This window comes from Streptomyces sp. VRA16 Mangrove soil (genome assembly GCF_017377775.1).
Taxonomy (GTDB): domain Bacteria; phylum Actinomycetota; class Actinomycetes; order Streptomycetales; family Streptomycetaceae; genus Streptomyces.
The window spans coordinates 159,037-171,807 of sequence record NZ_JAFVLN010000015.1 but is presented as its reverse complement, the minus strand read 5'-3'; the positions used below and the strand labels follow the sequence as shown (position 1 = coordinate 171,807).

Annotated in this window: 11 protein-coding genes; 1 reads left to right on the top strand and 10 read right to left on the bottom strand. The window is 71.7% G+C overall.

Annotated elements, in window-relative coordinates; all coding sequences use genetic code 11:
* Positions 1–53: 53 nt before the first annotated feature.
* The 7 genes from J3486_RS32785 to J3486_RS32755 all read right to left on the bottom strand — a co-directional run bounded on the left by J3486_RS32785 (position 54) and on the right by J3486_RS32755 (position 7,409).
* A complete protein-coding gene (locus tag J3486_RS32785) occupies positions 54–620 on the bottom strand; it encodes a GNAT family N-acetyltransferase (protein WP_207826979.1) in 567 nt (188 codons plus the stop codon).
* Positions 621–1,003: 383 nt separating this feature from the next.
* Complete coding sequence (locus J3486_RS32780) at positions 1,004–1,852, bottom strand: GNAT family N-acetyltransferase (RefSeq protein WP_207826977.1); 849 nt, start codon at positions 1,850–1,852, stop codon at positions 1,004–1,006.
* Between the two features lie 209 nt (positions 1,853–2,061).
* Positions 2,062–3,219: a flavodoxin-dependent (E)-4-hydroxy-3-methylbut-2-enyl-diphosphate synthase gene (gene ispG / locus J3486_RS32775; protein ID WP_207826974.1), complete on the bottom strand. Its 1,158-nt coding sequence runs from the start codon at positions 3,217–3,219 to the stop codon at positions 2,062–2,064.
* 224 nt (positions 3,220–3,443) lie between these two features.
* Positions 3,444–4,745: an RIP metalloprotease gene (locus J3486_RS32770; RefSeq protein WP_207826972.1), complete on the bottom strand. Its 1,302-nt coding sequence runs from the start codon at positions 4,743–4,745 to the stop codon at positions 3,444–3,446.
* The gene (dxr, locus tag J3486_RS32765; RefSeq protein ID WP_207826970.1) at positions 4,742–6,034 is read right to left on the bottom strand and encodes a 1-deoxy-D-xylulose-5-phosphate reductoisomerase; all 1,293 of its coding nucleotides are present in this window, start codon (positions 6,032–6,034) and stop codon (positions 4,742–4,744) included. The genes J3486_RS32770 and dxr overlap by 4 nt, the downstream gene beginning before the upstream one ends.
* Positions 6,035–6,091: 57 nt before the next feature.
* Positions 6,092–6,457, bottom strand: a complete 366-nt coding sequence (locus J3486_RS32760) for a hypothetical protein (protein ID WP_207826968.1) — start codon at positions 6,455–6,457, stop codon at positions 6,092–6,094.
* 58 nt (positions 6,458–6,515) lie between these two features.
* Positions 6,516–7,409 carry an SDR family oxidoreductase gene (locus J3486_RS32755; RefSeq protein WP_207826966.1) on the bottom strand — a complete coding sequence of 298 codons (894 nt, stop codon included), beginning with the start codon at positions 7,407–7,409 and terminating at the stop codon, positions 6,516–6,518.
* 134 nt (positions 7,410–7,543) lie between these two features.
* Here J3486_RS32755 and J3486_RS32750 point away from each other — a divergent pair, with 134 nt between their 5' ends.
* Positions 7,544–8,440, top strand: coding sequence for a LysR substrate-binding domain-containing protein (locus J3486_RS32750; RefSeq protein WP_207826964.1), 897 nt, complete (start codon positions 7,544–7,546; stop codon positions 8,438–8,440).
* Between the two features lie 102 nt (positions 8,441–8,542).
* On the opposite strand, the gene J3486_RS32745 is transcribed toward J3486_RS32750, so the two are convergent.
* The 3 genes from J3486_RS32745 to J3486_RS32735 form a co-directional block, all read right to left on the bottom strand.
* Positions 8,543–10,483 carry an acyl-CoA dehydrogenase family protein gene (locus tag J3486_RS32745; RefSeq protein ID WP_207826962.1) on the bottom strand — a complete coding sequence of 647 codons (1,941 nt, stop codon included), beginning with the start codon at positions 10,481–10,483 and terminating at the stop codon, positions 8,543–8,545.
* Positions 10,484–10,932: 449 nt separating this feature from the next.
* Positions 10,933–11,193, bottom strand: coding sequence for a hypothetical protein (locus J3486_RS32740; RefSeq protein ID WP_207826960.1), 261 nt, complete (start codon positions 11,191–11,193; stop codon positions 10,933–10,935).
* A gap of 84 nt (positions 11,194–11,277) precedes the next feature.
* Complete coding sequence (locus J3486_RS32735; RefSeq protein WP_207826957.1) at positions 11,278–12,723, bottom strand: aldehyde dehydrogenase family protein; 1,446 nt, start codon at positions 12,721–12,723, stop codon at positions 11,278–11,280.
* Positions 12,724–12,771 lie beyond the last annotated feature (48 nt).

Genomic DNA, 12,771 nt, shown 5'->3' with positions numbered 1-12,771 from the left:
CGAAAGGGTGGTCCCAGGAGGTTAGCCGGGGGGCGGGCGCGGCCGGAAATCGGTTACGCGATGCGCCTGAGCAGCGGCAGCGGGGCGCCCATCACGGCGTACGGCTTCGGGGCGCTGGGGAAGAGCACCTGGCGGGCCAGGTCGTCGTAGCCGAGGGAGCGGTACAGGCCGCGGGCCGGGCTCTCGAAGTCGATCGCGGAGAGGATCGAGCGGGGCTGAACCGCGGAGTCGGTGATCGTGGTGATGAGGGTGCGGCCGATGCCGCGGTTCTGGTAGCCGGGGTGGACGTGCAGCTCCGTGATGACGAACGAGTCGTCGAGCCAGTGGTCGGTGCCGCGGGCGCGCAGGTAGGGCTCGACGACGGTGGACCACCAGTGGGTGCGGTCGTTGGGCATCCCGTAGACGAAGCCGACGAGGCGGCCGGTGTCGGTGGTGGCGCCGAGCGCGCGGGCTCCCGGGTACGTCATGTGCCGCAGCACGATCTGGCGGCGGACGGCGATCTCGTCGTCGCTGAGGCCGAAGGCGTGGGCCTGGACCGCGAGGGCTTCGTCCACGTGGGCGCGCAGGTCGAGGGGGCCGATGGTGACGGGGGTGTCGTCCGTGCGGCTGCGGTGCGGCATGTCCCGGAGGGTACCCCGGGGCGGGGCCGGGCTGTACGGGGTGGGCGGGTCGGTGCCGGGGCGGTGGCTTGTCGGGCGCTCGCCCGGTGATCGGGGTGCCGCAGCGGGGCCGCGCCTTGCCGGACGCTCGCCCGGTGATCGGGGTGCCGCAGCGGGGCCGTGGGCGGGGGCCTGCGGCAGCGCCTGCCCGGCGCTGGGGTGCCGCCTTGCCCACCCTGCCGCCCTTGGCGGCAGATTGCCCAAGGCGGGTGCGGGTGGGCGGCGGATTGTCCGAGGCGGGCAGGGGCGGGCCGCCGAACACCCGAGGCGGGCGGGGCGGGCCGCCGAACACCCAAGGCGGGGCGGGGGCGGGCGGGGGATTGTGCGAGGGGGTGGGGTGGGGGTCAGAACAGGACGCTCATGAAAGCGCCGACCTCTTCGAAGCCGACCCTGCGGTACGCCGCGCGCGCCGGGGTGTTGAAGTCGTTGACGTAGAGGCTGACGACCGGGGCCACGTCCGCCAGCGCGTAGCGGACCACCGCCGCCATGCCCGGGGCCGCGAGGCCCCTGCCGCGGTACTCGGGGGCCACCCACACGCCCTGGATCTGGCAGGCGTCGGGGGTCGCGGCGCCGATCTCCGCCTTGAAGATCACGTTGCCGTGCTCGTCGAGGCGGGCGAACGAGCGGCCCGAGCCGACCAGTTCGGCCACCCGCGCCTGGTAGAGCAGGCCGCCGTCACCGGCCAGCGGGGAGACGCCGACCTCCTCGGTGAACATGGCCACGCACGCCGGCATGATCGTGTCCATCTCGTCCTTGCGGATGCGACGGACGTACGGGTCCGGGACGACGTCCACCGGCATCCGGTCCGTGACCATCAGCGGCTGATGGGCGCGGACCTCGCGGGCCGGGCCCCAGGAGGGCTCCAGGAGGCGCCACAGCAGGGCCGTGGCCTGCGCGGGGCCGACGATGGACGAGCACCGGCGGCCGGCCCGCCGGGCGCGGTCGGCGAAGCCGCGTACGGCGCGGTCGGTGGCGCAGATCGGGACGAGGTTGGCGCCCGCGTAGCAGAGCGACTCCAGCATCCCGTCCTGGTACCAGCCCCACATCTCGCCGCCGAGCCGCCACGGGTCGAGGCCCGCGATGCGGACGCGGGCCGTCACGAAGGCATTGGCGACCGGCTCGCGGTCGAGTACCGCGAGCGCGGCGTCCAGGTCGCTCGGTTCGAGGACCCGGGTGGTGGTCTGAGTCAACACGTACGGGCCTTTTTGGCTGGGCTGCTGATCTCCGCACTGTACCTGGCGGTGCTTTGGGGTGCCTTGGCGTCCGCATCTCCGGGGGCGCGGGGCTGTATCCATCAGCGGCTGCGCCGCGGGGCGCGGCCGGCCACAACGAGACGCGCGCCCGCCCGCCGGGCGAGACCCGGCGGACGAGCGCGCGCGAAGGACAGCGGCCCGCGTCCTGATCAGCCGGCGACGGCGACCGACGGCTCCCCGGAGGGCACCCCGTCCTTCTCCATCTGCTCGGCGATCTTCAGCGCCTCCTCGATGAGGGTCTCCACGATCTTCGACTCGGGGACGGTCTTGATGACCTCGCCCTTGACGAAGATCTGGCCCTTGCCGTTGCCGGAGGCGACGCCGAGGTCGGCCTCGCGGGCCTCGCCCGGGCCGTTGACGACGCAGCCCATGACGGCGACGCGGAGCGGGACCTCCATGCCGTCGAGGCCGGCCGTGACCTCCTCGGCGAGCTTGTAGACGTCGACCTGGGCGCGGCCGCAGGACGGGCAGGAGACGATCTCCAGGCGGCGCGGCTTGAGGTTCAGCGACTCCAGGATCTGGTTGCCGACCTTGATCTCCTCGACCGGCGGGGCCGACAGGGAGACGCGGATCGTGTCGCCGATGCCCTCGGAGAGCAGCGCGCCGAAGGCGACCGCCGACTTGATCGTGCCCTGGAAGGCGGGGCCTGCCTCGGTGACGCCGAGGTGGAGGGGGTAGTCGCACTTCTCGGCGAGCAGCCGGTAGGCGTTGACCATCACGACCGGGTCGTTGTGCTTCACCGAGATCTTGATGTCCTGGAAGCCGTGCTCCTCGAAGAGGGACGCCTCCCACAGGGCCGACTCGACGAGGGCCTCGGGGGTGGCCTTGCCGTACTTCTGGAGCAGGCGACGGTCCAGGGAGCCCGCGTTCACACCGATGCGGATCGGGGTGCCGTGGTCCTTCGCCGCCTGGGCGATCTCCTTGACCTTGTCGTCGAACTGCTTGATGTTGCCCGGGTTCACGCGGACGGCGGCGCAGCCCGCCTCGATGGCGGCGAAGACGTACTTCGGCTGGAAGTGGATGTCGGCGATCACCGGGATCTGCGACTTCTTGGCGATGACCGGCAGCGCGTCGGCGTCGTCCTGCGTCGGACAGGCGACGCGCACGATCTGGCAGCCGGACGCGGTCAGCTCGGCGATCTGCTGCAGGGTGGCACCGATGTCGGACGTACGCGTCGTCGTCATGGACTGCACGGAGACCGGTGCGTCACCGCCGACCGCCACGGTGCCGACCTGGATCTGACGGCTCTTGCGCCGCACCGCGAGCCTCGCGGGAACATCGGGCATTCCGAGAGAGATACCGGTCATCAGTGCTGCAACCCCAAGGTCTGATACAGGTCCCGCCGGCCAGGTGACGGGCTCGGCCACCGAGGTTACGTCACCGGGTGCGACCCGAGCACACCCAGGATCCCGTATCGGGCGAAACCACTCCTTGGGGGTCATCCGGGGTTCATGGCGGACCCACGGCCGGAAACGGGCGGTGCCCGGGACGGACCACCGTCCCGGGCACCGCCCCGCCGAGGCTGCCCCGGCTAGGTGAGCTTGACCGGATTGACCACGTCCGCCACCAGCACGAGCAGGGTGAAGCAGACGAAGATCCCGGCCACGACGTACGCCACGGGCATCAGCTTCGCCACGTCGAACGGGCCCGGGTCCGGGCGGCGCAGCACCCGCGCCAGGTTCCGCCGCAGGGACTCCCACAGGGCGCCCGCGATGTGCCCGCCGTCCAGCGGCAGCAGCGGCAGCATGTTGAAGAGGAACAGCGACAGGTTGAAGCCCGCGACCAGCATCAGGGCCATCGCCAGCTGCTGGGTCGCCGGGATGTCCATGGTGAAGATCTCGCCGCCGACGCGGGCCGCGCCGACCACGCCCATCGGGGAGTCCTGCTCGCGCGGGCCGTCGCCGAACGCGGCGTCCCACAGGGCCGGGATCTTCGACGGGAGCGCCACGATGGAGTCGACGGCGTCACCGACGCGGTCGGTCATCCAGGACACCGAGTCGCCGAAGTCCTGCTTCACGACGCCGGTGGCCGCGGTGAAGCCGAGGAAGCCCGCGTTGACGTACCCGTCGACGATCTGGCCGCTGGAGTCCTTCTTCGCGACCTGGTTCGTGGCGATCTTCGCGGTCAGGGTCTGCTGCTTGCCGTCGCGCTCGACGACGATCGGGACGGTCTTGCCCGCGCTCTCGCGGATCTCGTCGGACAGGGTGTTCCACTTGTCCGTCGTCACCCCGTCGAACGAGACGATCTTGTCCTTGGGCTGCAGGCCGGCCGCCTTCGCCGGGGACTCCTGGTCGGTCTTCTTGCAGGTGTCGCGATTCTCACTGGCCTGGATGACACAGGGAGAGACGGACGAGACGACGTTCGTCTGCTGCGTGACGCCGAAGCCCATGAGGACCGTGAGGAACAGCCCGACCGCCAGGATCAGGTTCATGAAGGGGCCGGCGAACATGACGATGACCCTCTTCCACGGCTTGCGCGTGTAGAAGAGCCGGGTCTCGTCGCCGGGCTTGAGCTCCTCGAAGGCCGCGGCGCGCGCGTCCTCCACCATCGAGCGGAACGGCGAGGTCGAGCGGGCCTCGATCCTGCCGTCCTTGCCGGGCGGGAACATGCCGATCATGCGGATGTAGCCGCCGAGCGGGACCGCCTTGATGCCGTACTCGGTCTCGCCCTTCTTCCGCGACCAGATCGTCGGGCCGAAGCCGACCATGTACTGGGGCACGCGGATGCCGAAGAGCTTCGCCGTCGACAGGTGGCCCAGCTCGTGCCAGGCGATGGAGACGAGCAGGCCCACCACGAAGACGACTATGCCGAGGATCATCATCAAGGTCGTCATGCACGAGCCTCCGCGGCTGTCCGGTCCATCGTCTTCGTCAGTTCACGGGCCCGGGCGCGTGCCCAGGTCTCCGCTTCGAGGACGTCCGTGACGGTGAGCGAAGTTCCCGTTCCGGATGTGCCGCGCTTCTCAGCGATGCAGTCCTCGACGACCTTCGTCACCGTGTCCATGATCCCGTTGAAGGGCAGGGCGCCCTTCAGGAACGCGTCCACGCACTCCTCGTTGGCGGCATTGAACACCGCCGGAGCCGTCCCCGCGAGCTCCCCCACGTGCCGGGCGAGCCCCACCGACGGAAACGCGTCGTTGTCGAGGGGGAAGAACTCCCAGCTGGAGGCCTTCGACCAGTCGAAGGCGGGCGCCGCGTCGGGCACCCGCTCGGGCCAGCCGATACCGATGGCGATCGGGCCCCGCATGTCGGGCGGGGTGGCCTGGGCGAGCGTGGAGCCGTCGGTGAACTCGACCATGGAGTGCACGTACGACTGCGGGTGGACGACGACCTCGATGCGGTCGAAGGGGATGTCGTAGAGGAGGTGCGCCTCGATGACCTCCAGGCCCTTGTTCACGAGCGTCGCGCTGTTGATCGTGATGACCGGGCCCATCGCCCAGGTGGGATGCGCGAGGGCGTCCTCGACCGTCACGTTCGCGAGGTCGGCCCTGGTGCGTCCACGGAACGGGCCGCCGGACGCGGTGACGACCAGCTTGCGCACGTCCGCGCGGGTGCCGGAGGCGAGCGCCTGGAAGAGCGCGGCGTGCTCGGAGTCGACCGGGATGATCTGGCCGGGCTTGGCGACGGCCTTCACCAGGGGGCCGCCGACGATCAGCGACTCCTTGTTGGCGAGGGCCAGGGTGCGGCCCGCTTCGAGGGCGGCGAGCGTGGGGGCCAGACCGATGGAACCGGTGATGCCGTTGAGGACGGTGTGGCAGGCCGACCGGGCCAGTTCGGTGGCCGCGTCCGGTCCGGCGAGGATCTCGGGGAGCTTCTCCCCCGCGCCGTACTGCGCGGCGAGCGCCTCGCGCAGCGCGGGGACGGCGTCCTCGCGGGCCACGGCGACCGTGCGCACGCCCAGGCGGCGGGCCTGCTCGGCGAGGAGTTCCACGCGGCCGCCCGCGGCGCTCAGCGCGGTGACGCGGAAGCGGTCGGGGTTGCGCAGGACCAGGTCGATCGCCTGGGTGCCGATCGAGCCCGTCGAGCCCAGGACGACGATGTCCCGGGGGGCTTCGGCAGGGGCCGGGTCGAAGACGAGGTGCGGGTCCGCGAGGGGGGATGGGCTGACGGAGCTGTCGGTCATCCCCCCATTCTTGCGTGTCGATGCCGTGAGCCGGACAGGCCCTGGTTCATCGCGGTGTCATCGCGTCATCGAGCGGACGTAGTGGATGAGGTTGGCACCGACCATGCCGCGTACGTACAGGGCGGCTCCGACGGCCGAGAACGGGACGGAGAGCGCCAGGACGCCGAGCAGGGTGGGCCAGGGATTGACCGCGCAGGCGGTCGCCGACTCGTACGCGTAGTCGGGGTCGACCTGTGAGAAGAGCGGGGCGTCGCAGTCCGGGTCGGCGCCGAGGATCTTCCACGACACGACGAGGCGCAGGGCGACGTAGGCCCACAGCAGTCCGGCGATCCAGAGGCAGACCAGGCCGCGGCCGCGCTGCCGTGCCGTCTCGTCGAGGAAGCGGCGTTCCAGGTCGTCGCGGTACTGCGTCTCGTCTCTCATCCGAGGCCCCCGGTCGTCGTGGTCATGGCGAACGCCCGGACCCTACCGGTGGGGGCGGTCAGGCGAAGTAGTGGCCCTCCTCCAGGTCGGTGAGGAGCGGCTGTCCGGTGGGGTGCCAGCCGAGGAGTGCGCGGGTGCGGGCGCTGTCCGCCCGCGCGTCGAAGTCGCCGGCGAACGAGGCGAACCAGCCGAAGTGGTCGCGGGCCTGTTCGGGCGTCAGGTGCACGACGGGTACGTCCAGGTGGCGGCCGATGACGGCGGCGATGTCGCGCTGGGCGATGCCCTCCTCGGCGACGGCGTGCAGGCGGATCCCGGCCGGCGCCGACTCCAGGGCGAGCCGGTAGAGGCGGGCCGCGTCCGAACGGTGCACGGCGGGCCAGGTGTTGGCGCCCTCGCCGACGACCGCGGCAGCGCCCTTCTCGCGGGCGACCGCGACGAGCCGGGCCACGAACCCGGGGTCACCCGCGCCGTGCACGGACGCCGCGAGGCGCAGGACGATCGCGCGGACGCCGCGGTCGGCGAGGGCGAGCGTGGCGTTCTCGGAGGCGACGCGGACCGAGCCGGCCGACGCCGTGCAGCCCGGGTCGTCCTCGGTGCCGCGGATGCCGGGCTCGAAGACCAGGCCCGAGGTGACGACGAGGGGTGTGCCGGTGCCCTCCAGGGCCGCGCCCATCGCCTCGACGGCGCGCAGGTCGGCGGCGCCCGCGCCCTGGTAGTCGGCGAACGAGTGGTCGAAGGCGAGGTGCAGGACGCCGTCGGCGTCCTTGGCCGCGGCGGCGAGGCCGTCGGGGTCGGCGAGCGAACCGCGGTACGGGGTGGCGCCGGCCTCGGTCAGTGCGGTGACGGCCCGGTCCGAGCGGGCCAGGCCGACGACCTCGTGGCCGTGAGCGAGGAGCTCGCGGGTGACGGCGGAGCCGACCCAGCCGGTGGCTCCGGTGACGAATACGCGCATGGTGCGCCCCCTCTGGTTCCGGTGCGGGAAGTGGCTTCCACCCTCCGGCCGCGGCCCCGGGCCCGTCCAAAGCCTGTTGCGCATGGCGCGATACGGAATGGGCATCACCGCAGGCCGGCGCCTACGCTGAGGGCATGGCTGAGCTCGCGCCCGATCTGGATCTGCGCCTCGTGCGCTACTTCACGGCCGTGGCCGAGCACCGCCACTTCGGCCGGGCCGCCGAGGCGCTGCTCACCACGCAGCCCTCGCTGAGCCGGCAGATCCGCCGTCTGGAGCGGCAGTTGGGGGCGCGGCTGCTCGACCGGACGCCGCGGGGCTCCACGCTCACCGAGGCCGGTGAGGTGTTCCTGCCGCGGGCCAGGGCACTGCTGCGGTCGGCCGAGCGGGCGGCGGCCGAGACCCGGGCCGCGGCCGAGCCCGGCCGGCTGGTCGTGGGACATCTCGCGGGGCTGTTCGTCACGCCGGAGGTGCGCGAGCTGCGCCGCCGCAGACCGGACGCCGAGGTGCGGGTGGTGCAGTTGTCCTGGAACGAGCCGCGGCCCGCGCTGCTCGCCCACCGGGTGGACGTCGTGGTGGCCCGCATGCCGTTCGCCACCGACGAGTTGGACGTGACGCTCCTGTACGACGAGCCGCGCTCCCTGCTCGTGCCGCGCGGGCACCGGCTCGCCGACCGGGCGTCCGTCACCCTCGACGACATCGCGGGCGAACCGCTGCCGCGGGTGCCGGACGACCCGGCGTGGAACGCGTTCTGGCGGATCGACCCGCGGCCCGACGGCAGCCGGGTGCCGGACGGGCCGCTGATCCGGGCGATGGAGGACAAGCTCGAACTGGTCGCCGAGGGACGGTCGTTGGCGGTCGCCGCGCTGGGGATCCGCGCGGCGAGCCTGCGTCCGGACATCGTCGAGGTGCCCCTGGAGGGCGTCGAGCCCAGCCATGTCGTCCTTGCGTCCCGAGCGGACGACACCGGCCGGCTCGTGGCGGAGTTCCGCTCCGTGGCGCGGGCCCGCCTGACCGGGCCCGCGCCGCAGTGAGCCAGGGCCTGTCCGGCGGGCCCTGTCACGGGCGCGGTCTCCGGCTCACCGGCAACGGACTGCACGGGCCACCGGGATGCGGCCCGACCCGCCGCACGGGCCCTAGCGGATCGGCCGGTGCACGTTCTCCCGTTTACTCGGGCCCGGTGTCGCGTCGGCGATCCACGGGCCCTCGCCGCTCGGGTCGACGACGCCCTGCTCCAGCCAGGTGTACGTGCCGCCGAGGACGCCCTTGACGACCTTGCGGTCCAGGTCGTCGGTGTTGGTCCACAGGCGGTCGAAGAGTTCGTCGACGCGGATCCGCGACTGCTCGCAGAACGCGTCGGCGAGCTGGTACGCCTCGCGGCCGTACTCCTCGGTGGTGCGCAGGAGTTCGGCGCGCACGCACGCCGCGCTCATCGCGAACAGTTCGGCGCCGATGTCGACGATCCGGCCGAGGAAGCCCTGCTTGGTCTCCATGCGGCCCTGCCAGCGGGACATGGCGTAGAAGGTGGAGCGGGCGAGCTTGCGGGCCGAGCGTTCCACGTAGCGCAGGTGGCCGGAGAGGTCGCGGTGGCCCGCGGGATGGAACTCGGCGTACGAGCGCGGGAGTTGGCCCGGGCCCGCGACGAGTTTCGGCAGCCAGCGGGCGTAGAAGCCGCCCGCCCTGGCGCCTGCCTTCGCCTTGTCGGCGAGGGACTTGTCGGGGTCGATGAGGTCGCCCGCGACCGACAGGTGGGCGTCGACCGCCTCGCGGGCGATCAGCAGATGCATGATCTCCGTCGAGCCCTCGAAGATACGGTTGATGCGCAGGTCGCGCAGGATCTGCTCGGCGGGGACGGCCCGCTCGCCGCGCGCCGCGAGGGACTCGGCGGTCTCGAAGCCGCGGCCGCCGCGGATCTGGACGAGTTCGTCGGCGATCAGACAGCCCATCTCGGAGCCGTAGAGCTTGGCGAGGGCGGCCTCGATGCGGATGTCGTTGCGGTCCTCGTCGGCCATCTGGGAGGAGAGGTCGACGACGGCTTCGAGGGCGAACGTGGTCGCCGCGATGAAGCTGATCTTCGAGCCGACGGCCTCGTGGAACGCGACCGGCTTGCCCCACTGCTCGCGCGCCGCCGACCACTCGCGGGCGATCTTCAGGGCCCACTTGCCCGCGCCCACGCACATCGCGGGCAGCGAGAGCCGGCCGGTGTTGAGGGTGGTGAGGGCGATCTTCAGGCCCGCCCCCTCGGGGCCGATGCGGTGCGCGGCCGGGACCCTGACCTGGTGGAAGCGGGTGACGCCGTTCTCCAGACCGCGCAGTCCCATGAACGCGTTGCGGTTCTCGACGGTGATGCCCGGCGAGTCCGCCTCCACCACGAACGCGGTGATGCCGCCCTTGTGCCCCTCCGACTTCGGCACCCGCGCCATGACCACCAGCAGGTCGGCGACGACTCCGTTCGTCGTCCACAGCTTCACGCCGTCCAGGACGTAGGAGTCGCCGTCCGGCACCGCCATGGTGGCCAGGCGCGCCGGGTCGGAGCCGACGTCGGGCTCGGTCAGCAGGAACGCGCTGATGTCGGTGCGGGCGCAGCGCGGCAGGAATGTGTCCTTCTGCTCCTGGGTGCCGAAGAGCTTGAGCGGCTGGGGTACGCCGATGGACTGGTGCGCGGAGAGCAGCGCGCCGATCGCCGGGGAGGCCGAGCCGACCAGCGCCAGCGCCTTGTTGTAGTAGACCTGCGTGAGGCCGAGGCCGCCGTACTTCGTGTCGATCTTCATGCCGAGCGCGCCGAGCTCCTTGAGTCCGTCGATCGTCTCGTCGGGGATCTTCGACTCGCGCTCGATCCGCGCCGAGTCGATCTTCGTCTCGCAGAAGTCGCGCAGTGTGGCGAGGAACTCCTCGCCACGCTGCGCGTCCTCGTCCGCGGGCAGCGGATGGGGGTGGATCAGATCGATCCTGAACCGGCCGAGGAACAGCTCCTTGGCGAAACTGGGCTTGCGCCAGTCCTGCTCACGTGCGGCCTCGGCGACCTGCCGGGCCTCCCGTTCGGAGACCTTCGCCTGCTGCTGGGGTGTTGCGGACATGAGGTTCACCTCGCCGCGCGTCGGGTGCACAGGGCCGGCCCGTTACCGACCGGTGCTACTCGATCGTATGTACCTGATAACGGGCATGTCGACCACCCCTCGCGGGCCGATAACCGACGGTCACCGTGGAGTTGTCCGGGATGGGCCTCCCTGCCGTCAGGCGCCGAGCGGGAGGACGCCGAGGGAGTCAGGGAGCTCCCCGTTGCCGGAGTCAGTCCCCTTGCGCTTGCCTCTTCAGATCGTCCAGGACGGCCCCGTACCTCTCGGACTGGCTGTTGAGGCAGTTCTTGCGGAGGTCCTCCGCGGGCTTGAAGCCGTCGGCGCGTCCCTCGGCCCAGATGTCGAGCAGCTGAGCCCCTTGTTCGGTGAGGTCCTTCGGGACGGTTTTCGTTGCGACGGTGCTCAGTTGGGCCGCCCAGGTGCCGCGGATGTGTCCGGCGGGGTCGGAGTCATAGCGAGGAGCGGGGTCGGGGGCTGATCGCGTCGAAGGCGCCGAGTGCCGCACCGGACTTCGCGAGGGGGTTGCTCTCGGAGTACCCGGAAGCGCCCTGCGGCAGCTTGTCCAGCTCGGCGTTGATGTAGCGGGTCTCGGCCTTGTCCATCGTCGCGTAGGCGTCGGGATCCTCGGAGACTCCGCGCATGACGTGGACGAGCGAGTCCATCGGCGTGGACAGATGGGACCGGTCCGCGTGCGATTCAGCCAGATGCACCGCACCTGTGCAGGCCGGAGCATGCAGAACGAACGACGGCCGGAGCCCCCGCACAGTGGGCTCCGGCCGTCGGGTCGAAGGACGTTACAGCGCGAGACCGGTCAGGACCAGGACGCGCTCGTACGTGTAGTCGTCCATCGCGTAGCGCACGCCCTCGCGGCCGACGCCGGACTGCTTGGCGCCGCCGTACGGCATCTGGTCGGCGCGGTAGGAGGGCACGTCGCCGACGACGACACCGCCGACCTCCAGCTCGCGGTGGGCGCGGAAGGCCGTCTGCAGGTCGTGCGTGAACACACCCGCCTGGAGGCCGTACTTGGAGTCGTTGACCGCGGCGAACGCCTCGGTCTCGCCGTCGACCTTCTTGACGGTGAGGACCGGGCCGAAGACCTCCTCGCAGGAGATCGTCACGTCGGCGGGCACGTCGGCGAGGACGGTCGGCGCGTAGGTGGCGCCGTCGCGCTTGCCGCCGGCGAGGAGGGACGCACCGGCGGTGACGGCCTCGTTCACCCACGCCTCCACACGCTGGGCGGCGTCCTCGCTGACCAGCGGGCCCACGTCGGTCGCGTCGTCGGCCGGGTCGCCGGTGACCTGCGCCTCGACGGCGGCGACGATCTTCGGGAGCAGCCGGTCGTAGACGGCGGCGTCGGCGATGACACGCTGCACCGAGATGCAGGACTGGCCGCCCTGGTAGTTCGAGAAGGTCGCGATGCGGGTCGCGGCCCAGTCGAGGTCCTGCTCGGAGGCCCAGTCGGCGAGGACGACCGCCGCGCCGTTGCCGCCGAGCTCCAGGGTGCAGTGCTTGCGCGGCACGCTGTCCATGATCGCGTAGCCGACCGGGCCGGAGCCGGTGAAGGAGATGACGGGGAGGCGCTCGTCCTGGACGAGGGCGGGCATCCGGTCGTTCGGCACGGTGAGGACCGACCAGGAACCGGCCGGGAGGTCCGTCTCGGCGAGCAGCTCGCCCAGGATCAGGGAGGAGATCGGGGTCGCGGGCGCCGGCTTCAGGATGATGGGCGCGCCCACCGCGATGGCCGGGGCGACCTTGTGAGCGCTCAGGTTCAGCGGGAAGTTGAACGGCGCGATGCCGAGGACGACGCCCTTGGGGATGCGGCGGGTCAGCGCGAGACGGCCCGTGCCGCCCTGGTCGGTGTCGAGGCGCTGCGCCTCACCGCTGTTCCAGCGGCGGGCCTCCTCGGCGGCGAACCGGAACACGGAGACGGCGCGGCCGACCTCGCCGCGGGCCCACTTGATCGGCTTGCCGTTCTCGGCGGAGATCAGCCGGGCGATCTCCTCGGTGCGCTCGGTGAGGCGGTCGGCGACGTGGTTCAGCGCCTTCGCCCGTACGTGCGCCGGGGTCGCGGCGAACTCGTCCACCACGGCGTGGGCGGCGGCGACGGCCTCCTCGACCTGGGCCTCAGTCGGGACGGCGACGGTGCCGACGAGACGCCCGTCGTAGGAGTTGTGGACCTCGAAGGTCTCGTCTCCGGTGGCCTGGCGGCCGGCGAGCCAGAAGGCGTGGGTGGCGGTCATGTGTCTTCTACCGGCCTCTCCGTGTACGTGGGCTTTGCGAGCTCCACG

Excerpts from the sequence above, each read along its gene's own strand:
- J3486_RS32735 (WP_207826957.1), bottom strand. The coding sequence starts at position 12,723 with ATGACCGCCACCCACGCCTTCTGGCTCGCCGGCCGCCAGGCCACCGGA.
- J3486_RS32785 (WP_207826979.1), bottom strand. The coding sequence starts at position 620 with ATGCCGCACCGCAGCCGCACGGACGACACCCCCGTCACCATCGGCCCC.
- J3486_RS32745 (WP_207826962.1), bottom strand. The coding sequence starts at position 10,483 with ATGTCCGCAACACCCCAGCAGCAGGCGAAGGTCTCCGAACGGGAGGCC.
- J3486_RS32755 (WP_207826966.1), bottom strand. The coding sequence starts at position 7,409 with ATGCGCGTATTCGTCACCGGAGCCACCGGCTGGGTCGGCTCCGCCGTC.
- J3486_RS32750 (WP_207826964.1), top strand. The coding sequence starts at position 7,544 with ATGGCTGAGCTCGCGCCCGATCTGGATCTGCGCCTCGTGCGCTACTTC.
- dxr (WP_207826970.1), bottom strand. The coding sequence starts at position 6,034 with ATGACCGACAGCTCCGTCAGCCCATCCCCCCTCGCGGACCCGCACCTC.
- ispG (WP_207826974.1), bottom strand. The coding sequence starts at position 3,219 with ATGACCGGTATCTCTCTCGGAATGCCCGATGTTCCCGCGAGGCTCGCG.
- J3486_RS32760 (WP_207826968.1), bottom strand. The coding sequence starts at position 6,457 with ATGAGAGACGAGACGCAGTACCGCGACGACCTGGAACGCCGCTTCCTC.
- J3486_RS32770 (WP_207826972.1), bottom strand. The coding sequence starts at position 4,745 with ATGACGACCTTGATGATGATCCTCGGCATAGTCGTCTTCGTGGTGGGC.